This is a genomic window from Clostridioides sp. GD02404 (assembly GCF_045898275.1).
In the GTDB taxonomy this organism is placed as follows: Bacteria; Bacillota; Clostridia; order Peptostreptococcales; family Peptostreptococcaceae; genus Clostridioides; species Clostridioides difficile_A.
In genome coordinates, this window is record NZ_JBJOCA010000011.1 from 68,704 (window position 1) to 93,590 (window position 24,887).

Sequence of the window (24,887 nt, forward strand, 5' to 3'; positions counted from 1 at the left end):
AAAAAGAAAAATAAAGGAGCAAAATTATTATAAAAGAGCAAAATTTTTTGCTCTTTTTTTTATGTTTCAAAATAGATATAATTTTTTATTTATGAAAACACATAACAAAATAATTATAGTTTCAACGTTTCAAGAAATATTTGCTTTAATTTTGAAGTTGGCATGATTTATGCTTTAACTATTTATTGAGAATATATAAATTTTTAGGAGGGTGTATATATGAGAAAAGTAAGAGTTGGAATATGGGGATTTGGAGCTATGGGAATAGGTATGGCTAATATGATTCTAAAAAAAGAAGGTATGGAAATAGTATCTGTTTGTAGTAGAAGTACTTCAGGGAAAAGTATGTATGACATCTTAGAAATTGAAAGAGGAGAAAGACCAGAAGTTATTATCAACGGAAATTATGAAGAAGTTTTTAAAGAAAAAAGTGTAGATGTTGTTTTATTAGCAACTGATTCATTTACTAAAAAGGCTTTTGATAAAATAATGTTCTTGTTAAATAGAAAAATAAATGTTATATCAACAGCAGAGCAAATGGCATATCCACAAGCTGATGATGCAGATTTAGCTAAAAAAATGGATGAAGTTGCAAAGGATAATGGAGTAAGTATACTTGGAACAGGAATAAATCCAGGATTTGTGTTGGATTTACTAGTATTAGCACTTTCAGGAACTTGTGAGGAAGTTGCTAGTATAAAAGCTAAGAGAGTAAATGATTTATCTCCTTTTGGAAAATCTGTTATGGTAGAACAAGGTGTAGGAGTAACAAGAGAGGAATTTATAAAAGGTGTAGAAAATAATGCTATAGCAGGTCATGTAGGATTTGTAGAATCAATAAATATGATAGCTGATGGATTAGGATGGAAACTAGATAAGATAGAACAAACAAAAGAACCAATAATGACTACAGTAGATAGAAAATCTAAGTATGGAGAGGCATTGGCTGGAAATGTTGCTGGTTGTAGACAATGTGGATATGGATATGTAAATGGAGATATTTTGATTGAAATGGAGCATCCACAACAGATAATACCTGAAGCAGAAGGTATTAAAACAGGAGATTATGTATCAATAAAAGGTATACCAAACATTGATTTACAAATAAATCCTGAGATACCTGGAGGAGTGGGCACTTATGCAATGATAGTAAACTCTATTCCATTAATAATAAATGCTAGACCAGGTCTTAAAACTATGTTAGATATACCAGTACCTAGAGCAATAATGGGAGATGTAAGAAATCAGATTGAAGTTGAATTAGAGGAAGAATCAAAGGCCAATTAATAAAATAATAGCTGGTTAATAAGGAGATGAAAAAATGGATGCTAAAGTTAATGATTGGGTTATTATACACAACATAGTACTGACTCCAGAAGAAAGAGCTCCACAAGTTCCAGAGGATACTAAGAAAGTATCCTTAGAAATGTGGGTTAAAGGATTTATACAAAAGGATGCTTCTATAGGTGATTTAGTAGAAATTAAAACAATTACAGGTAGACTTGTAAAAGGTAATTTGCTTAAAGTAAATCCATATTATACTCATGATTATGGTAAATGTATACCAGAATTACTCCAAATAGGAATACAGGCTAAAGAAATATTATTTGGAGGTGTATATAATGAATAATACAGCATCAATGAAAGATATGAGTTATAAAGCTGTTATGGGAAGAAATAATGAAATAATGAAAAATGCGATTGGATTGGATTACTCTTCTTTTGAACAAGAAGGAATAGGATTTGATTATGAAAAAATGATGGGTGAAACAGGATATACATTACAGGATATTGAAGTAATTCAGTCACAATATGCTGTTGGGAATACTCCCATAATAGAACTTAAAAATTTAACTAAATTAGCTAGAAAATGTGCTCCAGAGGGTAAAGGAGCTAGAATATTTGTAAAAGATGAAGCAATGAATGCATCTGGTAGCTTTAAAGCAAGAAGAGCAGCTACTGCTGTATATCATGCTAAAAAAATGGGATATAAAGGCGTAATAGCAGCTACTAGTGGGAACTATGGTGCAGCTGTAGCATCTCAAGCAGCTATGCAGGGTCTAAAATGTATAATAGTTCAAGAGTGTTATGATTCTAATGGTATAGGTCAACCTGAAATTATAGAAAAAGCTAGAAAATGTGAGGCATATGGAGCAGAAGTTATTCAATTAACTGTTGGACCAGAATTATTTTATACATTCTTAGTTTTATTAGAAGAAACAGGCTATTTTAATGCATCATTATATTCACCATTTGGAATTGCAGGTGTAGAGACTTTAGGGTATGAGTTGGCTATTCAATTTAGAGAAAAATATAAAAAAGACCCTGATGTAGTTGTTTGTACAAATGCAGGTGGAGGTAATCTCACTGGAACTGCAAGAGGATTGATAAAAGCGGGTTCTCTTAATACTAAAGTAGTAGGAGCAAGTGTTGACTTAAAAGGATTACACATGGCTAGTGATAATCAATTTAATAAAAAATCATTTACAACGGGGCATACAGGTTTTGGTATACCATTTTGTACGTGGCCTGATAGGTCAGATGTACCTAGGTCTGCAGCTAGGCCACTTAGATATATGGATAGATATGTATTAGTAAAACAAGGAGAAGTTTTTTATACAACTGAATTATTGGCACAACTAGAAGGAATAGAAAGAGGCCCTGCAGGAAATACATCTTTAGCAGCAGCATTCTCTTTAGCTCAAGAATTGGATGAAGATAAAGTTATAGTAGTACAAGAAACAGAGTATACAGGAGCAGGTAAACATATATGTCCACAACTTACCTTTGCAAGAGAAAATGGAATAGATATAAAATTTGGAAATCCAAGAGAAGAGATTGCAGGAGTAAACTTAATATTACCAGAAAGGCCAGAATTATTAAAATGTGTTGACATTGATATGAATAAAATAAGAAAATCGTTTATAAAAAATTGTATATCCAACAATAACATTGAGAATGTTGATAATTTAAGTAATCAAGATATAGAGTATTTAATGGAAGAAGTAAAAAGTTCGAGAGATTTTGTTGTTGATATATTAAATAATTTATAATAATTACTAATTTTTAATTTAATACGAAATAAATAGTCGGAAAATTCAATTAAAATTATACGGATGGGGGAATGTTCATGAAAAAAAGAGAGGATGATTTTGAAGTTAGAAGAAAACATCTTCAAGAACTAAGTGATGATGAGTTAAAAGAAAGGTTTTGGAGTTTAGCTACCCAAATAGTAGAGCCAATGATAGACCTTGGCAAAAAGAACACAACACCGTCAATAGAAAGGTCTGTTTTGTTAAGAATGGGATTTTCTTCTCTTGAAGTAAAACCTATTTTAGAAGGTGTTATGGAAAGAGGTCTTATAGGTAAAGGGGCAGGGCATGTAGTTTATAAGTTGGCTAAATCTAAAAATATAACAGTTAGAGAAGCTGGTTTATTATTAGTTAATGGTGAATACTGGGATGAAGTTACATGTTTATTTAGAGAAGGGGTAGAATCATGTTAAAGGAAAATAAAAAACTAGATATAGACTATATATTAAAAGATTTGGATAAATATAAACCAAAGAGAAGAGGTTGGGTTTGGAGAGAACATCTGGAAAATCTTGAAATGGGACCTTTTGAATATAAAGACTGTACAAAACCTTTAAAGAAGAGTGTAGGGTTACCATCATCTAAATATTTCAATAATATCGACCCTCAACCAAGCCCCATTATTACTACTGAAATAGCTTCTGGTAGATTTGAAGATGATATAAGAAGAATGAGGATGGCAGCTCATCATGGTGCTGACCATTTAATGGTTATTAGAACCGCTGGGCAATCCCATTTTGACGGACTTATAGAAGGTACTCCTCAAGGTATAGGTGGAGTTCCAATAACAAGAAAACAAGTAAGAGCTCAAAGAAAAGCTCTTGATTTTATAGAAGAAGAAGTTGGCAGACCTATTAATTACCATTCATATGTAAGTGGTGTTGCTGGTCCTGAAGTAGCAGTAATGTTTGCTGAAGAAGGAGTCAATGGAGCACACCAAGACCCACAATACAATGTTCTATATAGAAATATAAATATGATAAGGTCTTTTGTAGATGCTTGTGAAGCTAAAAAAATAATGGCTTTTGCGAATATAGCTCAAATAGATGGAGCACATAATGCTAATGCTACTGCTAGAGAAGCGTGGAAGGTAATGCCTGAACTTATGGTTCAACATGCTTTAAACTCTATATTCTCTGAGAAAATAGGGATAGATAAAAGTAATATATGTTTATCAACGGTGCCACCAACAGCTCCTCCAGCACCATGCTTAAGAATAGACTTACCTTATGCTGTTGCACTTAGAGAATTATTTAGTGATTATAAGATGAGAGCCCAAATGAACACTAAATATATGGAATCATCAACTAGAGAAGCAACAGTTACTCATGTATTAAATTTATTAACATCAGTGTTAACTAGAGCTGACATACAATCAACTATAACACCTGACGAAGGTAGAAATGTACCTTGGCATATATACAACATAGAAGCATGTGATACAGCAAAACAAGCTTTAGTTGGTATGGATGGCCTTATGGATATGATAGAACTTAAAGATGTTGGTGAATTAAGAGATAAAGCAAGAGAGCTTAAAGAAAGAGCTGTACTATATATGGAAGAAATATTTGAAGTTGGTGGATATTTTGAGTCTGTAGAGCAAGGATTTTTCGTTGATTCTGGAAATTATCCAGAAAGAAATGGTGATGGTATATCTAGAAAAATAAAAGGCGGAGTTGGAGAAGGTACTGTTTATGAAAGAGAAGAAGATTATCTAGCACCTGTAACTGCTCACTTTGGATACAACAATGTAGCTCAGTATGATGAAAATGCTATAGATAATCCATCAATATTAATAGACGGATGCACATTTGAAAATCCAGATAAAATCATATATATTGATGAGCTTGATGATTTTGACAATGTGGAAAACAGACTAAAAGAATCAGAAGAATACAGAAATGGAGATAAAATCAAGCCTGAAATGGAATGGTGTGCAGATGGAATTGTAATGATAACTATGATGCTACCTACTGATAAAAGAACAGCCGAGTTTGCAGCTTTGGAATTTGTAAAGAAAATGAACTTGCAAGAAGTTGAAGTTATAAGTAGAGAAGTGATGCATGAATCTGAAGGTACTAGAATAGAAGTGAAAGGAAGAGTTCCATTCGATATAGATTTAAACAATTTAGTAATACCAGAAGAGCCTAAAGTACTGACTGATGAAGAAATAAGAGCTGATATAGAAGAAAGACCTATGAAAATAGTTTCAGCTACAGTTGGAGAAGATGAACACTCAGTTGGTTTAAGGGAAATAATAGATATAAAACATGGTGGTATTGAAAAGTATGGTATAGAATGTCATTATCTAGGAACTTCTGTGCCTGTAGAAAAATTGGTAGATGCAGCAATTGAACTAAATGCAGATGCAATACTTGCATCTACAATAATAAGTCATGATGATATTCACTATAAAAACATGAAGAAATTACATGATTATTGTGTAGAAAAAGGTATAAGAGATAAAGTAATGATAGCATGTGGAGGAACACAAGTAACACCTGAAATAGCCGTTGAACAAGGAATAGATGCTGGATTTGGAAGAAACAGTAAAGGTATTCATGTAGCCACTTTCTTAGTTGAAAAAAGAAGAGAAATGAATAATGGAAAATAAAAAAATTTCTTTGAAAATAGATGTGTTGGTAGCTGAAATTGGAAGTACTACCACTGTAGTAAATGCTTTCCATAATATTGATACTGAGAATCCTGTATTTTTAGGTCAAGGTCAAGCTCCAACAACAGTGTTTGAAGGTGGAGATGTAAGAAATGGCTTGTCAGGTGCTATTAAGGATTTAGCTAATAAATTATCTGTAGAGGATATAAAGTATAATGATATGTTTGCAACTTCTAGTGCAGCTGGTGGGTTAAAAATGACTGTACATGGTTTAGTATATGATATGACAGTAAAAGCAGCTAAAGAAGCTGCTCTAGGAGCTGGAGCTGTTATTCGTCAAGTAACATCAGGTAGAATTAAAAGAACTGATTTAAATAAAATAAAAGAAATAAATCCAAACATAATTTTAATAGCTGGTGGAGTTGATTATGGAGAAAGAGATACAGCTATTTATAATGCAGAAATGATAGCTTCTATGAATTTAGATATACCAGTTATATATGCTGGAAATATTGAAAATCAAGATGAAGTAAAATTAATATTCGAAGATACAAACTATAAGCTATATATAACAGAAAATGTATATCCTAAAATAGATTTATTGAATATAGAACCTACAAGAAAAATTATTCAAGGTGTATTTGAAGACCACATAACTACAGCACCAGGAATGAAGTATATTAAAGAAATGGTTAATGAAAATATTACTCCAACACCAGGCGCTGTAATGGAAGCATCTAAATTATTATATAAAAATATTGGGGATTTATTAACTTTAGATGTAGGTGGAGCAACTACTGATGTACACTCTGTTACAGATGGAAGTGACTATATCAATAAAATCTTAGTTAATCCTGAACCTATAGCAAAGAGAAGTGTTGAGGGGGATTTAGGTGTATATGTAAATATGAAAAATATAGTAGAAGTTATAGGTAAAGAAAACTTACAAAATGAATTATCTATAGACATTGATTCAATAATAGATAATTATCCACCAATACCAAAATCAAAAGAAGAAATCCTATTTGTTGAGAGACTGACAACAGAAGCTGTTATCAAAGCTATGTTAAGACACTCTGGAAAAATAAGAAATATTTATGGAACAACTGGAAAAGTCAAAATTGCAGAAGGAAAAGATTTAACAGAAGTAAGATATATAGTTGGTACAGGGGGAGCACTTACTAGGCTCCCTAGTAGAATTAAAATATTAAACAGTATGCTTAAATACAATAAAAATAAAGAATTACTATTTCCAAAAGAGAAAACAAAGATATTGATAGATAATGACTATATTATGGCATCTATGGGTGTTTTATCTAAAAAATATGAAGAAGCATCTCTTAAGCTCCTACTAAAAAGTTTAAACTTCAAGGAGGAAAGATTATGTACCCTAGATTAGAAATAGATATAGAAAAGTTAAAACATAATGTCAAAATAATTTCACAGAAGTGTCATGAAAAAAATATTAAGGTATCTTTTGTAACTAAATCATTTTGTGCACAAAAAGAGGTAGTAGAATCAGTATGTTGTGAAGGAATAGACCATATAGCAGATTCAAGGATACAGAACTTAAAAAAATTACAAAATATAAATTTGCCTAAAATGCTGATTAGAATACCCATGATAAGTGAACTAGAAGAAGTTATCAATTATTGTGATATTAGCCTTAACTCAGAACTGGAAACCATAAAGAAATTAAATGAATTGTGTAAAAGTAAAAATATTATTCATAAGATAGTTCTTATGTTTGACCTAGGGGATTTACGAGAAGGATACTTTTATGAAGAAGATTTTTTTAATAGTGTAAGAGAGATAGTAAGATTAAAAAATATTAAAATAATTGGTATAGCTACAAACTTAACTTGTTATGGAGCTGTTATACCATCTAGAGAAAATACAAGCAGATTAGTAAGTATAGCACGAAAGATGGAAGAAGAATTTGGTATAAATGTAGAAATAGTATCTGGAGGAAATTCAAGTTCTATGCATCTAATTATAAGTAATACTATGCCAGAGGGTATTACTAATTTAAGAATAGGAGAATCTATTATACTTGGTAGAGAAACAGCATACGGTAAAAATATACATGGAGCATATCAAGATGTATTTAAATTGGTATGCCAAATAATTGAATGTAAGGAAAAACCATCAGTTCCTATTGGAGAAATAGGGGTTGATGCTTTTAGAAATAAACCTGTTTATGAAGATAAAGGAATCTTAAAAAGGGCAATTATAGCTATAGGTAAACAGGATATAAATATTGACTCTTTAATTCCAATAGACACTTATATAAAAATATTAGGAGCAAGTTCAGACCACATGATATTAGATGTAAGTAACACAAAACATGATTATAAAGTAGGTGATAATGTGGAATTCTTATTAACTTATGGAGGTATCATGTCATCTAGTACAAGTGAATACGTTTCAAAAAAAATTATAGTGTAGTGTTCAAATAATTAGGAGGAAATTACTTTATGAAAGAGCGAGAATGTAGAAAAGCAAGTCTGTTTGATGCAATGATACCAATTACTTGTTTGATATTATTTTTAAGCCTAGGAGTATTAGTATATGGTTCATCACCTCATGTGCCACTAATAGGAGCTGCAGCAGTAGCAGGACTTGTAGCTGTATATAGACTTGGATTTAAATGGAAAGACTTAGAGTTAAGTATGTTTAATAGTATAAAGATGGCAATGCAAGCAATCTTGATTATAATTATAATAGGCGTACTTATAGGAACTTGGATAGTAAGTGGAGTAGTTCCATGTATGATTTATTGGGGACTAAAAATTTTATCACCAAATATTTTTTTAGTGGCATCAACATTAGTCTGTGCAATCGTATCTCTTGCAACTGGTTCATCTTGGAGTACAATGGGGACAGTGGGTGTAGCACTTTTAGGAATTGGTCAAAGTTTAGGGATGCCAGTTGGATTAATAGTAGGTTCTATAATATCTGGAGCTTACTTTGGAGATAAACTATCACCTTTATCTGAAACGACTAACTTAGCTCCAGCAATGGCAGGAACAGACTTGTTTACACATATAAAATATATGCTATATTCAACTATACCATCATTATTAATTTGTTTAGTAATTTATGGTGTAATTGGAATGAAGTATTCAGGTCAAGCATTAGATATAAAACAGATAGAACTAATTAGGTCTACATTAGATTCTACATTTAATACTTTATCACCAGTATTATTATTAGCTCCAGTAATAGTAATTGGATTGGTTGTATTTAAAGTCCCTGCTATACCAGGACTTATAGTAGGTGCTGTATTAGGAGTACTGTTTGCAGTAGTTTTCCAAGGAGAATCTATGAAGACAATATTAGATGCGGCACAAAATGGATATATTTCATCGACACAAATAGAAGAAGTAGATGCTTTATTGTCTAAAGGTGGGATTATGAATATGATGTCTACAGTATCTTTAACAATATGCGCTCTATCTCTTGGAGGTATTTTAGAAAAAACAGGTATGCTTGAAGTGGTAGCATCTTCTTTACTAAGATTAGCGAAGGGTGTATTTGGAACAGTATTATGTACAATGGTAACTTGTACAGTTACTAACATAATAGCAGGAGAACAATACTTATCTATAGTTATACCAGGAAGAATGTATAATAAGGAATATAAAAAAAGAGGTATACACCCTAAAATGTTATCAAGGGCTTTAGAAGATAGTGGGACTTTAACTTCTCCATTAGTGCCATGGAATACATGTGGGGCATATATAACAGCTACATTAGGTGTATCAGCATTAACATATGGTCCATATGCATTATTAAATATTATAAATCCATTGGTATCTCTAGTTTTAATTGCATGTAAATTTAAAATAGCAAAAATAGAAGATGAACCTGAAACTTGTTTAAATTTTGATGTATGACGTTAATAAGTTTAACTTTGCAGTTTTTATATTAACTTATTCTTTTAATATTAAAATTATTTGTATAAATTTTTCATAAAAAGGAGATTTATTTTCAGACTTGCCTTAAAATTAGGCAAGTCTTTTAAACATATATTAGTTAGAAGAGTATTGTGTACTTGATATGGTAAAGATATAATATTTAACTTATTGTTATACAATTTATAGAGTGATATAATTTAGGACAAATAAGATAAGTAGATACAGGGGGAAACACATGGAAATATATGATATATTAACACGTTTTTATATTCAAGATATAGAGAAAGCAATATCTTTTTATGAGAATGTTTTAAAAGAAAAATGTTCTCTACGTTTTTCTTATAAAGAAGTTGGATTGGAACTAGCACAGGTAGGAAATGTCTTACTATTATCTGGTTCTGATGATGCTCTCAAACCATTTATAGAAACAAAATCTACTTTTATGGTTGACTCTGTTGATGAATGGAGAAGTTATCTATTAAAGAATGGAGCAGTTGTGGTAAGAGATAAGAAAAAAGTTCCTACAGGATATAATATGACAGTAAAACATCCAGATGGCACAATTGTAGAGTATGTTCAACATACAAAATAAGATTAGTTAAAAATAGAATAGAAGATTATTACGTAAAGGTGAACTTTGTATAGTGTTCACCTTTTTATTCTTTTGACATATAGAAAACAATGTATTGAAATAATACAACAGAAACCCAACCTATTCCAGTAGCAAATGCTACAGACTTTAGACCAAATCTTTGAATAAGCAAATAAGAAAGAATTACACGAATTGATATATGTAAGATAGTTCCAATTACAGGGATGTTTACTTTACCACTTCCTCGGTACCAGCCAACAAAGGCGCTTCCTATAAAACATAAGACATAAAAAATAGAAATAGTTTTCATATATTCTACACCATTTATCATAATGTCATTATTTGTATTGCTCATCATAAGTCCAACAGTAGTTTCTGAAAAAAAGTACATTATTAAAGATAATCCAATTCCTAGACACACCAGAATAATCAATCCTGTATAAAATCCTTGCTTTGCTCTTTTTCTGTCCTTATTTCCAGTATTTTGTGCAACAAATATAGATATGGCCTCAGCTCCACTATCTCCAAAAGAATTAGCAAACCCTTCAATTCTTGTTGTAGCAGTATATGATGTAATCATATCTGTTCCCATTATATTTACAGCACCTTGTACTAGTAGTTTTCCAATATACAGACTAGATTGGTGGAGAGCAGAGATTAGACTATAAGAGATAGTTAATTTTAATAATTTCCATTCAAACTTCATATCCTCTCTTTTAAATAAAAGAAATGAGATATTTTTTCTTATATAAACGAAACAAAGAAGTGATGCGAGTGTCTGTGATAATACCGTTGCAAAGGCTGCTCCTTGAATTCCAAAATTACATACTGCAACAAAAACTAAATCTAAAACAGTATTCATTATCATTGAAAACATTAAGATAATAAGGGCCGATTTGGTATTACCAACAGCTCTCAAAGTTGCTGATAACAGATTATAAAAATATGTTGCAATGAGTCCACAAAAAATAATATTTAAGTAAGATTTTGCTATACTTGCAACCTCATGTGGAGTATTAATTATGTTTAATAGTGGAGATAGTATAAATATTGAGCATATACTTAATACAAAAGTCAATGTAGCTCCAAAAATAGTTGCTAAAAAAGATTCTCTTCTAAATGAAGACAAGTCATTGGCACCATAAAAATGTGCAAAGATAATTGAAATACCTGTGCAACTACCACTTAATATAAATATAAAAAGATTCATAATAGTACCTGCTACACCTACAGCAGCAAAGGCAGTTTGGCTTACAAATCTACCAACTATAATAGCATCAATAGTATTGTAAAGTTGTTGAAGTATATTTCCTAAAAGCAATGGTAACATAAGTATAAACAATTCTCTTTTTATATTTCCCTCTGTTAAGTTAGTTGTATATTTCATAATAGCACCTCGTTAAATTTTAAGATATAATTAGTTTACAGTCATATCAAATAATTGTAAAATGCCGTTTTTAGCCATATAATATAAATAAATATTTATATTATGAATTGAGGTAAGGTTATGACAGAACTTGAGATACAAGCATTTTTGACTGTTATAAAGTTAGGTAGTATTTCTGCTGCTGCTGAAAGTTTGTATGTTACTCAGCCAGCATTAAGTAGAAGAATAAATGCATTAGAAACAGAACTAGGATATAAGTTAATTAGAAGAAAAAAAGGTATACGAATATCAGAGTTGACAGAAGAGGGAAAAGCATTTGTACCAATTGCAGAAAAATATAAAATTCTTTTACAAGAAGCCAAGTCTATAACTAAAATGGATAGAAGTAAAATTCTAAACATATCCTCTATAGGGAGTGTAAGTTCATATATACTTCCAGATGTATTTTCATGCTTTATGAACACATATCCAGAATATAATATAAACTTTTACAATTATCATTCTTATGAAGCATATGATTACATTTCAAAGGGAGAAGTAGATATAGCACTTATTTCTGATGATATGTTTTTTAATAATATAGAGACAATACCAATATTTAAAGAAGCTATGTTACTAGTAACAAGTTATGGTTCAAAATATAAAAGTGAGTTACATCCTTCTATCTTAGATGTTGCTGATGAGATAAGGCTTCCGTGGAATCCTGAATATGATTTATGGCACAATTTTTGGTTTCGTTCAACTCTTCAACCTAAAGTATTTCTAGACCAGATGTCACTTTTGGAGTACTTTATGAGGCAAGAAAATGTGTGGGCTATTGTGCCAGTGTCAGTAGCATACCATCTTAAAGAAATATCAAATATCGAAATACATTATATAAAAGATGCACCTCCAGATAGATTTATTTATTACTTAATTAAGGAATCTAGTAAGAAAGAAATAATAAATAATTTTTTAGATTTACTAAATGAAAAATTATTGAAAATTAAAGGGTTAGAGTCTTTAATTAAAAAGTAAAAGTTATATTAAACTATTGAACTAAGAATTTATTATGAGGTTAAGACATTATTTTGGAAACAATTATTATTAGGATTGGAAAACATATAAGGAAATTATTAAGTATACTATAGTAAATATAAAGTACATATAAAAATAAATTTGTTTACAAAAGAGCAAGATTCATTAAATCTGATTAAGTGATGATTGATATAATGTTGCGTGGATAAAAGGAGGAGAGCTGCAATGTCTTATAAAGTAATTAATGTCATAACAGCTATTGACTATATAGAGGAGCATTTATCAGATAAGCTGGATTTAGATATAGTTGCTAATGCTGTTCATTATTCAAAATATCACTTACATAGAACTTTCACATCTTCTGTTGGCTTGACGATGCATGATTATATAAAGCGAAGAAAATTAACAGAAGCAGCAAAACTATTGGTATTTTCAAAGAAACCAATAATTGAAATTGCATTGATAGCTGGATATGAAAGTCAACAAGCATTCACTTCTATATTTAAAGCTATGTACAAAAAATCTCCAAATAAATATCGAAAAGAACAAGAATTTTATCCTTTGCAGCTAAGATTTGTTTTGAAAAAAGACGATTTATTTTCAAAAAACGTGTTAGAGTTGGAAAAAGAAATTAAACTTGCAAATATGTCTGATATACCATTGTGGATGAATTTAGTGCGATTAGTCATAGATGGATTTCCAAATTTGCAAGAGGAAGAATATATTTCTCAATTGGAACAGTATATTTTAGAAGAAAGAGCCTTGATATTAAAGCTTAATAATATTGCTATTGCAAATATGATATTTAATAGAGAAACTAGAAGTATTGATTTTTTTGGTATACATCCACAATATCGTAATTCAGATATTGCACAAGTGTTTTTGAAGAAAGTTATTGAAGATTTCTTAATAGATACAGATATCTCAATTACTACCTTTCGAGAGGGTGACAAAGCCGATACAGGGCATAGAGATATGATAAAGAAGTTGGGATTTGCAGAAGCAGAGTTGCTTGTGGAATTTGGATATCCTACTCAAAAATTTGTCATGACTTCTGTAGATAAAAAGAACAATAAATAGCAATAATGATTAAAAACTCCAAAATATAATTAAGTATAATGATTCAATATAAGTACTTAATTAACAAGGAGGATTTAAATGTCTGAAGATAAACAGGTAGTAAATTTTGATTCTATTGTATCTGATTGTGAACATAACATATATGAACATGATACAGAGCTATTAACTTCTTTTCCAGATGAGATTGTACATCTAATAGATATAAACAATAAGATAGAAGATGCTTTTAATAAAGCTGAAAATCTTGTTGGAAAACTTGAGAGAGATTATATGGAAGCCAAAATCTATATGGTAAAAAATCGGGGCGAAATAGACCCACATGAAATGTTTCAAAATGAACAATCACTAAAACAAATAGATAACTATGGAGCTTTTATGGTGAAAGTTCGAGATAAGATTGATAAAACTAAAGATTCTCCATACTTTGCTAGAATAGATTTTAGATTGAAAGATGTGGATGATGAATATAAGTACTATATAGGTAGATTTGCATTTGATTATGAAGATGAACTGTTAATACTTGATTGGCGTTCTCCAATTGCTAGTATGTTTTATGATTATGAAATAGGAGTAGCAGGATATAATGCGCCAATAGGATGGGTAGATGGAGAAATAACAAGAAAGCGACAATTTAAAATCAAAAATGGGAAATTGGAATACGCATTAGAAAGTTCTATCAATATACAAGATGATATTCTTCAAAAAGAACTTAGTCATACTTCAGACGAAAAAATGAAGTCAATTATTTCAACAATACAAAAAGAACAAAATCAAATTATCAGAAATGATAAAGCTGATACATTGATTATTCAAGGGGTAGCTGGTTCTGGTAAAACATCTATAGCATTACATAGAATTGCTTTTCTTCTTTATAGATTTAAAGATAAAATATCAGCAAATAATGTAATTATCCTATCACCTAATAAAGTTTTTGGAGACTATATTTCCAATGTTCTACCAGAACTTGGAGAAGAACCATTATGTGAATTAAGCTTTGAAAATATAGCAGAAGTACAATTAGAGAGAATAATTAACTTTGAAAGTGAGAGAAACCCATTAGAAACAAATGATGCTAAATGGAGTGAAAGAGTGCGTTTTAAATCTACACTTGATTTTGTAAAACTTATGGATAGTTATATAAAACAAATGCCTAATAAGATTTTTATTCCACAAGATTATATTTTTGGAGACTTCATAGCTAAAAGTGATTGGATACAGAGTAGATTTGATGCATATAATAAATATCCAGTTAAGAGAAGACTTGAAAAGGTAGCTGAAGATATTCGTTATAGATTCGAAACAGATAATATTATGGAAGAAGATTTACCAAGAGTAAAAAGCATACTTAAGAACTTAAATGGAATGTTGAAAATAAAAAATACCCTTTTGCTGTATAAGGATTTCTTTAAGCAAATGAATATATCAAACATGTTTGTGATGCCAGAAAAGAAAACACTTGAATGGTCAGATGTATATCCATTTATATATATCCATGCTGCATATGAAGGATTACAAGAAGATAAGGTTATAAGACATATTGTTATTGACGAAATGCAGGATTATACACCTATTCAATATGCTGTAATAAACTTGCTTTTTAAGTGTAAAAAGACTATTCTTGGAGATTTTGGACAATTAGTTAATCCCAATCACACTCACACACTAGATGATATGAAACAACTATATGATGATGGGGAACTAGTTATGTTGAACAAGAGTTACCGTTCTACTTTTGAGATTATTAATTTCACAAAAAAGATTCAAGACATATCTTCATTAGAGCCTATTGAGCGACATGGCGAAGAACCAGCTTTATTAAAATGTAATAACGAACAAGATGAGATAAATAAGATAAAAATAGAAATTGAAGAATTTAAAAAGAGTGATAATGCTACTCTTGGTATTATATTAAAGACAGATAATGACGCTAAAGCTATATATGATATGTTAAGAGAAGAATATAGTGTGCACTTAATATCTTCTGAAAGTTCTAGCTTTACAAAAGGAGTCTCCATAACTTCTATTAAAATGTCAAAAGGTCTAGAGTTTGATGAAGTTATTGTACCTTCAGTAAATAATAAAACATATTATAGTGATTATGACCGCAGTTTGTTGTATATTGCTTGTACACGAGCTATGCACAAACTTAAGTTAACATATGTTGGTACATTAACTCAACTTATAAGCATGTAGATTATATTTTATATGCATTTATTATCATAAATGAGAATTGGGGCAAAGATTCATCAATAAATCAATAAAAAATAATACTTATAAACAAATAAAAAATAAAAGCTATAAATTACATTTGAAATTTAATAAAATTTTATGATTTATAGCTTTTATAATGTTAATTTCTTTTAAAATAAAGTTAAACTTTAAATTTATGAACTAAAACAAAGTAGTAATATATATGTAATAGTTCTTAATCTCTTAATAGTAGTATTATATTATCTATACCTTTATTGATTTTCTAAGGAAATCTGATGTTATAGTGCAACCTCTTTTAAACATTTCTAGTGGTGTACCTTCAAATACGACCTGACCACCATTTTTGCCACCATCAGGACCAATATCAATCACCCAATCAGCTTGTTTCAATACATCCAAATTATGTTCAATTATAATTATAGTATTACCTTTATCGACTATATGCTCAAAAATCAACATAAGTTTTTCAATATCAGAACCATGAAGCCCTGTAGTCGGCTCATCTAAAATATAGATAGTACCTTTTTTGTTGAGGTTTTTAGCTAACTTAATTCGTTGACGTTCTCCTCCAGATAGTGTGCTAAGCGGTTGACCTAAGGTCATATAAGATAAGCCAACATCTTTCATGGTTTGTAAGATTTTACAAAGCTTCTTTTCTGTAAAAAATTCAAGAGCTTCATCGACTGTCATGGATAGTACATCAACTATATGTTTGCCTTTATATAATTTTGCCAAAACTTCTTTACTATATCTAGTACCTTTGCAAGCTTCACATGTATTAATAATAGGGTCCATGAATACAAGTTCTGTAACAAGTACTCCTTTACCATCGCAAACAGGACAAGCCCCCTTTGAATTAAAGCTGAATAAACCTTCTTCAACATTATTTTCTTTAGCAAATACTTTTCTTATCTCATCAAAGAAACCAAGAAATGTAGCAGGCATAGAACGGTTTGTAGCTGTAATACGGCTTTGGTCGATTTTGATAACATCTTTTTCGTACTTTTGCGCAAAAACATGAGAGATTAAAGTACTCTTGCCAGAACCTGCTACTCCAGTAACAACAGTCATAATTCCCACTGGTAAATCTACATCAACATGTTTTAGATTATTTATACAAGCATCTCTAATTGGAAGGGTACCTTTTGGCTGACGAGAATTAGTTTTTATAGGTAATGATAGATTCATTGCATTTGAAGTAAGAGTATTTGCTAAAAGTAATTTGTCATAAGAACCTTGGAATACAACATGTCCACCATGCATACCAGCACTCGGTCCAATATCTATAACTTCATCTGCTATGGAGATAACGTCTTTATCATGCTCTACCACAAGGACAGTGTTTCCTCTATCTCTAAGTTTTTTTAATAACTGATTCATACGATGTACATCTCGTGAGTGCATACCAGTGCTAGGTTCATCGAAAATATAAGTCATACCTGTGAGGCTACTTCCCATATAGCGTACAAGTTTTAATCTTTGAGCTTCTCCTCCAGATAGAGATGATGATTCTCTATTTAGATGTAGGTAAGGAAGTCCAATATCAATCATTCTTTTTAAACCATCAGCAAGAGTCTTTATTACAGTTTCAACTCTTTTATCTTTTATTTGTAACAATAAATCATAAAGGTCAGTAAGTTCCATATCACACATATCTGCAATCGAATATCCTAAGATAGTGCAGTTAAGAGTTTCTTTATTTAATCTTTTTCCGTGGCAGATAGGACATTCTTTATCTGTTATAAGTCTTTCTGATTTTTCTTTTGTGTGTTTACTCATATTGCTAATATCTCGATTTAGATATGTTTGATTATATTTGTTAAAAATACCTTCTATTTTTGGATTTTCCTGTTTGCCATCTTTATTTTTTGAGCCATAAAGCAATAAATTATATTCTTCTAAAGAATAATCCTTTATAGGTTTATCTAAGTCAAAAAGTCCAGACTCTGCATACTGCTTCCAGTACCATGAATTAGGTTTAAATAAAGAGTCATTTATACATCCTGTATTCCATGAATTTTCAGGATTTATAATAGATTCAATATTGATTACTTTAACTCTACCAATCCCAGAACAATTTTTACACATACCATTTGGGTCATTAAAAGAAAAATGTGAAGTTGTTCCTATGTAAGGTTCTCCAATTCTAGAAAATAATAATCTTAGTGATGAATACAAATCACTTATAGTACCAACTGTGGAACGTGCATTACCACCAAGAGGAGTTTGGTCTACGATTACAGAAGCAGTTAAATTATCAATCAGCTCTACCTGAGGTTTTCTATACTTAGGTAGTCTATTTCTGATAAATGAAGAATATGTTTCATTCATCTGTCTTTGTGATTCTGCTGCGATTGTATCAAATACGATACTGGATTTTCCAGAGCCAGAAACACCAGTAAAAACAACAATTTTATTTTTAGGAATTTTAAATGATATATTTTTTAGGTTATTTTGTGTAAGTCCTTTTATTATAATATTTGACATGAATGTTAAATCCTTTCTGAGTACATTTTAGTAAAGCAATTATATTATGTAACCATATTATAATAAAATTAAAAGCTACTTTCTTGATATATTCTGCTATGTTATAGGACGTATTTCTAAGTTTAATCAGTCTCACACAATCTGAATAAATGCTAGTTGATAATAGATAAAAAAGTACATAATAGATACTCGTAATTTGATAAATATAAAGATAATTATACAATTAAAACGACTTGACATTTAAAACTTACTATTGTAATATTTAAATATTACAATAGTAAGTTTTAAATAAAGAACAAATAATTACCTCACTGACTGAAAGGAGGACATAATGATACTAATAGTTATATTAAGTATCTTCATCATAGCTTCAATCAATATAATTATATTAGGTAAAGAAAATATAAGAGACATAGTTATCCCTTTAATTCTATTTATTGTAAGTGATTTTTTATTTTTGTGTGGAAATATCATATATAGGGGAGGAGTAATTCTACTATTTATAGGCTTATTTGCAATACCATTGATGTTAATTGCATTTATATGGATTTTAGTACATATGATTAAGCTTTACTATAAAAAAGATTTAAATAAAAGAAAAATGATTGGATGTATATTTGGTATCTTTATAAGTATAGGCACTATATTTATTCCTAGTCCAAGTGAAAGTTTTAGATTTAAACTTTACGAAGAAGATTATAGTGTAGTAGCTAAAGCTATTTTGAAAGTTTATGATGAAAAAAAGTTAAGCTCTGAATGTACCTTTTATATTAAATCTGATAAAAACGAATTGGAGAAGATATTTTCTAAAGAAGTAATAAAAAAAATGAAAAAATTAAACAGAAATTTAGATGTAGTTAAAATTTCTGGAGATAGAAATTTAGTCTATTTTTTATTTGGAGCTGAATTACAGTCTATTGATGGTATTGTAATTTTTAAAGACCTAAAAGATGTTAAACCAAAGTTAGATTTTATAAACAGAAGTATCCAAGCTCCTAGATTGGAGTATATTACAAATAATGTCTATTATTTTAAAGGTGGATTATAAGCTTATGTAGAGGAGATGATATAAAGTATGAAAAGAAAAAATGATTTTATTTGGATAGTTATTCTCCTAATTGTCATAGCTATGGGAGTATATTATGTAGGAAAAAAGCATAACGATACAAAACAAAAGTATGATAAGAATTATATAAACTCTGAATTAAATAACTCCAAAACTGAAAACAAGGATAAAAATAAAAAAGAAAAAATTAATATAGTTGATTATAGTGATTGTTTTAAAAATATTAGTGGAGGAGCTGTTTTTTATAATACTAAAAATAAAGAATATAATATATATAACAAAGAATTAATCGAAACAAGAAGGTCACCATGTTCTACTTTTAAAATAGTTTCAACTCTAATTGGTCTAGAAAAAGGAGTAATAAACTCGAAAGAATCAGTTATGGGATATGATGGAACAATTTATAAAAATAAAAATTGGAATAGAAATCTTAATTTGGAAGAGGCATTTAAGCAATCTTGTGTTTGGTACTATAAAAAATTATTAAATAAAGTTGACTCTAATTCTGTTCAAAAAATTCTAGATGATTTAAAATATGGAAACTGCGATATTAGTGAATGGGAAGGCGATTTAAAAAATGGAATGGGACATTTAAATGGATTTTGGTTAGAATCTTCATTACAAATATCTCCAAAAGAGCAAGCAGAAACAGTAGCAAAGATATTTGAAGGAGATACAAGCTTTAAAAAAGAGCATATTAATATTTTAAAAGATATTATGAAAATAGATGTAAATGACAAAAACATAAATTTGTATGGAAAAACTGGAACAGGATATGATGGAAAAAATCAACATGTAGATGCTTGGTTTGTTGGTATGGTAGAGATTAAAGATGATACTTATTATTTTGCTATTAAATCAGATGATTCCAATAAAGAAGTTACAGGTCCAAAGGTAAAAGAGATTGCAGTTAATATAATTAAGAAATACTATAATATCACAAAATAAGCTTAATTTTATTTGCATGTATAAGCTATTTAGTCATTAAATAATTTTACTAAGTTAAGTATAGATTATGTCTAAATCTTATAGTACATAAAATATTTGTTATTGAGTAATAAAATAAATCATAATACATATTAAAATAAATGTTAATAGCTCTTAGAGACTATGCAATATATTAAAAGTATAAATAAAATATGTTGCATAGTTTTTATTTTACATTATAATCTTAAATAATATATAAAAATATATAAAGGTAATTAAAGAATAAAATAATATTTTAAGGAGCTGAAGGTTATGGATAGACTACTGTATATCAGACCTGTATATGATGAAGATGTCAAATTGATAGAAAACTGGATTAACCAAGAATATATACTTAAATGGTTTAAAAGTTCTGAAGAATGGATAAAAGAAATTAAAGCTAGATTTGGGGAATTTAGTTTTATAAAACATTTTATTGTTATGTATGATAATATGCCAATTGGGTTTTGCCAATATTATGACTGTCTTAGTGCAAATGAAATCTTTCACCCTGAAATACTAATTATAGGTACGTTTAGTATAGATTATTTAATTGGAGAGGAAGAGTATTTAAGGAAAGGTATTGGAAAAGCAATCATTAAATTGCTTATACATAAAATATTTAATGAAACAGAAGCTGAAAGAATAGTAGTTAAACCAGAAAAAGAAAATCTTGCTTCTTGTAACTCTTTAAGAACGAATAATTTTGAATACGATGAAGAAAATGATTTATATCACTTAAGTAAGAGTGATTTTTTGAGTAAAAGTGACTTAGACTAATTAAAAATAATTAAAATATAAATGTGTTTATAAAATATAATTTGCCTAATTAAAGCAGGTATTTTAATAGTTGTTTATATTTAGATTTGTGTCACTATAATGTCATTTTAGGTTGATAAAATTTAACCATAAAGGAGATGATTGTATATGGAAATACTAAAATGTGAAAATCTCACAAAAATATATGGTTCAAATCAAACTAGGGTGACAGCCTTAAATAATGTGAATTTATCAGTTCAAAAAGGAGATTTTGTATCCATTGTAGGAGCATCTGGTTCTGGTAAATCAACATTATTACACATGCTTGGAGGAGTAGACAGACCAACATCTGGGAAAATTTATATTGAAGATACAGAAATAGCAAGTTTAAAAGAAGAAGCTCTAGCAGTTTTTCGACGTAGAAAAGTGGGTCTTATCTATCAATTTTATAATCTTATACCAACTCTTGATGTCAGAAAAAATATATTATTACCAATGTTACTTGATAAAAGAAAAGTGGATGAAGAGAGATTTTCTGAAATTGTATCAATACTAGGATTATCTGATAGATTAAATCATCTTCCAAGTCAACTTTCAGGTGGACAACAACAAAGAGTATCTATAGCTAGAAGTTTAATCTATAGACCAGCTATTTTATTAGCAGATGAGCCAACAGGTAATCTTGATAGAAAAAATTCAGAAGAAATTGTAGACTTACTGAATATATCAAATAAACGATTTAATCAGACAATACTTCTTATTACTCATGATGAGAAAATAGCACTAGAAGCAAATCGTATTGTAACTATGGAAGATGGTGTGATTGTCTCTGAAAAGGTGGTGAAGAAATGAATATTCTTCAAGAATACACCTTAGACTTTGTACGTCGCAATAAACGCAGTAGTATAGCCATAATGTTAGCCATATTACTTACTACAACAATGATGTCTTCTTTATGTGGGCTATTGTATACGATGTGGAGTGATTTCGTAAGACTTTCAATAGAGAAAGAAGGTAACTGGCATGGTGAACTATTTTATACTACCTATGGAAGTGACCTATCATTAATTGAAAATTTTTCTTCTGTTGATGATGTAATGGTGAAAGGACAATGGTATGTAGGGAAAATTAGTAATGACAAAAGAGATTATATAATTTATAGAAATGCTACATCAGAATACTGGAACTCCATGCCAGAAAAAGACACTATACTAGAAGGTCGTCAACCAAAGAATGCTAATGAAATTGCACTTTCAAAACAGTACTTTGAAAGTAATCCAAGTACAAAGATTGGTGATAAGATTACTATTCCAATAGGTTATAGAACTTTAAATGGAAATTCTCTTGAACCTGTAGCTCCAAAATCAAAAAGTGAGAGTTTTAAAAAAACTTCAGAAATAACATTAACAATAGTAGGAAAAATGGATGTTACAACATCATCAGTTGTACCTGCATACACAGCTTTAGGATATTTGGACAAAAAAAGTATAAAACCCAATGATAATATAACTGTGTACTTACGATTTAAAAATATACGAGATACATATAAAGAACTCCCAAAGCTTGCTAAGTCATTGGGGTGGAAAACTAACGAATATGGAAAATACAATCTTAAATACAATAGTAATTATCTTTTAAAGATGTTAGTATTTTCTCCAGAACAGAAAGCATCTATGAATAGTATAGAAAAATTTGCAACTCCAATTATGTACTTTACAATAGCAATTTTTACAGTAGCAGTATTTGTAATGGTGATTTACAATGCATTTTCATTATCAGCAAATGCTAGACTTACTCAATTAGGGATATTATCTAGCATTGGTGCATCACCAAAACAAATTAGGAAATCTGTGCTATTTGAAGGCTTTTTATTAACTATTATACCTCTGCCAATTGGTTTATTTTTAGGCTGGTTATTGTGTGATAGACTCATAATTTATATTAATTCAATCAATTCTTCTACAGGTACTCAAAGTGTGGTATATACTTATGGTATTCCTGCTTTTTTACCAGCAGTTTTACTTACAATAATAACAGTCTGGATTTCTGCACTTATACCAGCACGAAAAGTATCAAAGATATCTCCTATAGAAGCAATACGACAAGGAGATAGTATTAAGATAAAAAAATCGCATAAATATTCACTAGGAAAGATATTTGGTATAGAAGGAGAACTTGCAATGAATGCACTTCATGCACGTAAAAAATCCTATCGTACTGCAACAATATCTTTAACACTATCTTTTCTATTGCTTACAGGTTTTTTGCATATAATCGCAAACCAAGAAGGAGCAGAAGCTGTCTATGGAAGTGACGCTTATGAAAAACAAAGGGATATATCAATCCATTTAGCAAATGGAGAATCTGTAGAGCCTGCTTTTATTGAAAAACTAAGTAAGACAGAAGGTGTAAAGAGTTCATTATGTTATCTTAAAATGTCTGCTGCTACTTGGTTAACTGAAAAAGATGCCTCGAAAGAACTTGCAGAAAATGGTGGATTTAAAGGTGTAGTTTCATCTAAAAAATACTCTCCTATAGAATGTAATGGTAAATTTCGTATATACTCAGCTATAATTGGACTTGATGATAAGAGTTTTACAGAATATTGCAGACAAATTTCTGTAGACCCGAAGATATTCTACAATACAGAAAACCTAACTTCAATTGTATATAATAAAGAGGAAGATATTAATCGTAGTACACGAAGAGATAAAGTATATATAGATTATTTAAATCTTTCAATAGGAGACAATCTTAAATTAAATGAAAGAATATCTGATGAAGGTAAAGGCGATTATACTTTTAATATGAAAGTGGGAGCTATTACAAATAAGCTTCCTCAAATAATAAATACTAATTCAAGATATACATTAATTCAAATAGTACCAATGTCTATAGTGCAGGAAATATCTAAAAATTATAATGAAGAAGGTAGACTACGTTCAAATAATATGATGGGATTATTTAAAGTAGATAATCATGAAGATATTCCAAAAGTAAAAGAAAAATTAGAGTCTATTTATAATAAAGCTTACGGGTCTGGAGATTATAGTATTGAGGATGTTGTAGAAAATGAAGAAAAAGATGCTAGTGGAAGAAAGACTATGAATTTAATAGTGAGCTTCATTACAGGATTGTTGGCTATGATTGGATTATCTAATGTATTGGCCACAGTGTCAGGGAATCTTAGAAGCAGAAGACAAGAGTTTGCCATGTTACGTTCTGTTGGATTATCACCAGATGGTATAAAAAAGATGCTTGCCTTAGAAGGATTATTTTTAGGAATTACACCATTATTACTCAGTATTCCTGTACAAATAGCAATAGTGTATATTTTTCTACGTATAAATGAAATACACTTTATAGAGTATTTACCATTTGCACCTTTATCTACAATAATAGGTTTTACTGTATTGATACTTTTTATTGTAATATCATCATATATGATAGGATATAAGCAATTAAAGAATGAAAATATAGTAGAATCTATAAAAAATGAAACAATATAAATAAAAGTTATCTGAATTAATTTAAGAATAACACCTTAAGACTATTGATAAGTATAGGTATGGTTCTATTATTTATTTAATAAAATTTGATTTATTTAATAAAGTATGAAATATAAATAGAAATATATTGTTTAAATAATAGATAGGATATAAATATGACTGGATTATAGGATTTTACCTATAATCC

General features: G+C 29.6%; 19 protein-coding genes. 17 read left to right on the forward strand and 2 right to left on the reverse strand.

Annotated elements, in window-relative coordinates; genetic code table 11:
* The first annotated feature begins 219 nt into the window (after positions 1-219).
* The 9 genes from ord to Q3287_RS08645 all read left to right on the forward strand — a co-directional run bounded on the left by ord (position 220) and on the right by Q3287_RS08645 (position 10,218).
* Positions 220-1,287 carry a 2,4-diaminopentanoate dehydrogenase gene (gene ord / locus Q3287_RS08605; protein WP_407963875.1) on the forward strand — a complete coding sequence of 356 codons (1,068 nt, stop codon included), beginning with the start codon at positions 220-222 and terminating at the stop codon, positions 1,285-1,287.
* 34 nt (positions 1,288-1,321) lie between these two features.
* Entirely contained in the window at positions 1,322-1,630 is a 309-nt protein-coding gene (gene ortA, locus Q3287_RS08610) for a 2-amino-4-oxopentanoate thiolase subunit OrtA (protein ID WP_407963876.1), read from the forward strand.
* Complete coding sequence (ortB, locus tag Q3287_RS08615; RefSeq protein WP_407963877.1) at positions 1,623-3,053, forward strand: 2-amino-4-oxopentanoate thiolase subunit OrtB; 1,431 nt, start codon at positions 1,623-1,625, stop codon at positions 3,051-3,053. The genes ortA and ortB overlap by 8 nt, the downstream gene beginning before the upstream one ends.
* A 77-nt stretch (positions 3,054-3,130) precedes the next feature.
* Positions 3,131-3,505, forward strand: a complete 375-nt coding sequence (locus Q3287_RS08620; RefSeq protein ID WP_021382945.1) for an ornithine aminomutase subunit alpha — start codon at positions 3,131-3,133, stop codon at positions 3,503-3,505.
* The gene (oraE, locus tag Q3287_RS08625) at positions 3,499-5,706 is read left to right on the forward strand and encodes a D-ornithine 4,5-aminomutase subunit OraE (RefSeq protein WP_407963878.1); all 2,208 of its coding nucleotides are present in this window, start codon (positions 3,499-3,501) and stop codon (positions 5,704-5,706) included. Before Q3287_RS08620 ends, oraE begins: the two co-directional genes overlap by 7 nt.
* On the forward strand, positions 5,696-7,105 hold the full coding sequence (locus tag Q3287_RS08630) for a GlmL-related ornithine degradation protein (protein WP_167639805.1): 1,410 nt from the start codon (positions 5,696-5,698) through the stop codon (positions 7,103-7,105). The genes oraE and Q3287_RS08630 overlap by 11 nt, the downstream gene beginning before the upstream one ends.
* On the forward strand, positions 7,090-8,154 hold the full coding sequence (gene orr / locus Q3287_RS08635) for an ornithine racemase Orr (RefSeq protein ID WP_407963879.1): 1,065 nt from the start codon (positions 7,090-7,092) through the stop codon (positions 8,152-8,154). Before Q3287_RS08630 ends, orr begins: the two co-directional genes overlap by 16 nt.
* 29 nt (positions 8,155-8,183) lie before the next feature.
* Positions 8,184-9,605: a Na+/H+ antiporter NhaC gene (gene nhaC, locus Q3287_RS08640; protein ID WP_054268962.1), complete on the forward strand. Its 1,422-nt coding sequence runs from the start codon at positions 8,184-8,186 to the stop codon at positions 9,603-9,605.
* A gap of 256 nt (positions 9,606-9,861) precedes the next feature.
* Positions 9,862-10,218, forward strand: a complete 357-nt coding sequence (locus Q3287_RS08645) for a VOC family protein (protein ID WP_219673834.1) — start codon at positions 9,862-9,864, stop codon at positions 10,216-10,218.
* Positions 10,219-10,282: 64 nt separating this feature from the next.
* Here Q3287_RS08645 and Q3287_RS08650 read toward each other — a convergent pair whose 3' ends face one another.
* Entirely contained in the window at positions 10,283-11,605 is a 1,323-nt protein-coding gene (locus Q3287_RS08650) for an MATE family efflux transporter (protein ID WP_054268969.1), read from the reverse strand.
* Between the two features lie 120 nt (positions 11,606-11,725).
* Between Q3287_RS08650 and Q3287_RS08655 the strand changes: the two genes are divergently transcribed.
* From Q3287_RS08655 to Q3287_RS08665, 3 genes are all read left to right on the forward strand, one after another.
* The gene (locus Q3287_RS08655; protein ID WP_054268970.1) at positions 11,726-12,622 is read left to right on the forward strand and encodes a LysR family transcriptional regulator; all 897 of its coding nucleotides are present in this window, start codon (positions 11,726-11,728) and stop codon (positions 12,620-12,622) included.
* 225 nt (positions 12,623-12,847) lie between these two features.
* Complete coding sequence (locus tag Q3287_RS08660) at positions 12,848-13,702, forward strand: helix-turn-helix transcriptional regulator (protein WP_054268971.1); 855 nt, start codon at positions 12,848-12,850, stop codon at positions 13,700-13,702.
* 78 nt (positions 13,703-13,780) lie between these two features.
* Positions 13,781-15,895 (forward strand): HelD family protein, encoded by a 2,115-nt coding sequence (locus Q3287_RS08665; protein WP_407963880.1) that lies wholly within the window; start codon positions 13,781-13,783, stop codon positions 15,893-15,895.
* A 261-nt stretch (positions 15,896-16,156) separates the two neighbouring features.
* Here the strand turns inward: Q3287_RS08665 and Q3287_RS08670 are convergent, their stop codons facing one another.
* Positions 16,157-18,400 (reverse strand): ATP-binding cassette domain-containing protein, encoded by a 2,244-nt coding sequence (locus tag Q3287_RS08670; protein WP_407963881.1) that lies wholly within the window; start codon positions 18,398-18,400, stop codon positions 16,157-16,159.
* A gap of 331 nt (positions 18,401-18,731) precedes the next feature.
* On the opposite strand from Q3287_RS08670, the gene Q3287_RS08675 reads away from it, so the two are divergent.
* From Q3287_RS08675 to Q3287_RS08695, 5 genes are all read left to right on the forward strand, one after another.
* Positions 18,732-19,448: a hypothetical protein gene (locus Q3287_RS08675; protein WP_054268973.1), complete on the forward strand. Its 717-nt coding sequence runs from the start codon at positions 18,732-18,734 to the stop codon at positions 19,446-19,448.
* 27 nt (positions 19,449-19,475) lie between these two features.
* Positions 19,476-20,414 (forward strand): CDD family class D beta-lactamase, encoded by a 939-nt coding sequence (blaCDD, locus tag Q3287_RS08680; RefSeq protein ID WP_407963882.1) that lies wholly within the window; start codon positions 19,476-19,478, stop codon positions 20,412-20,414.
* A 291-nt stretch (positions 20,415-20,705) separates the two neighbouring features.
* Positions 20,706-21,212, forward strand: a complete 507-nt coding sequence (locus tag Q3287_RS08685; RefSeq protein WP_054268975.1) for a GNAT family N-acetyltransferase — start codon at positions 20,706-20,708, stop codon at positions 21,210-21,212.
* Between the two features lie 147 nt (positions 21,213-21,359).
* Complete coding sequence (locus Q3287_RS08690) at positions 21,360-22,043, forward strand: ABC transporter ATP-binding protein (RefSeq protein ID WP_054275778.1); 684 nt, start codon at positions 21,360-21,362, stop codon at positions 22,041-22,043.
* Complete coding sequence (locus Q3287_RS08695; RefSeq protein ID WP_407963883.1) at positions 22,040-24,700, forward strand: ABC transporter permease; 2,661 nt, start codon at positions 22,040-22,042, stop codon at positions 24,698-24,700. The genes Q3287_RS08690 and Q3287_RS08695 overlap by 4 nt, the downstream gene beginning before the upstream one ends.
* Positions 24,701-24,887: the final 187 nt, after the last annotated feature.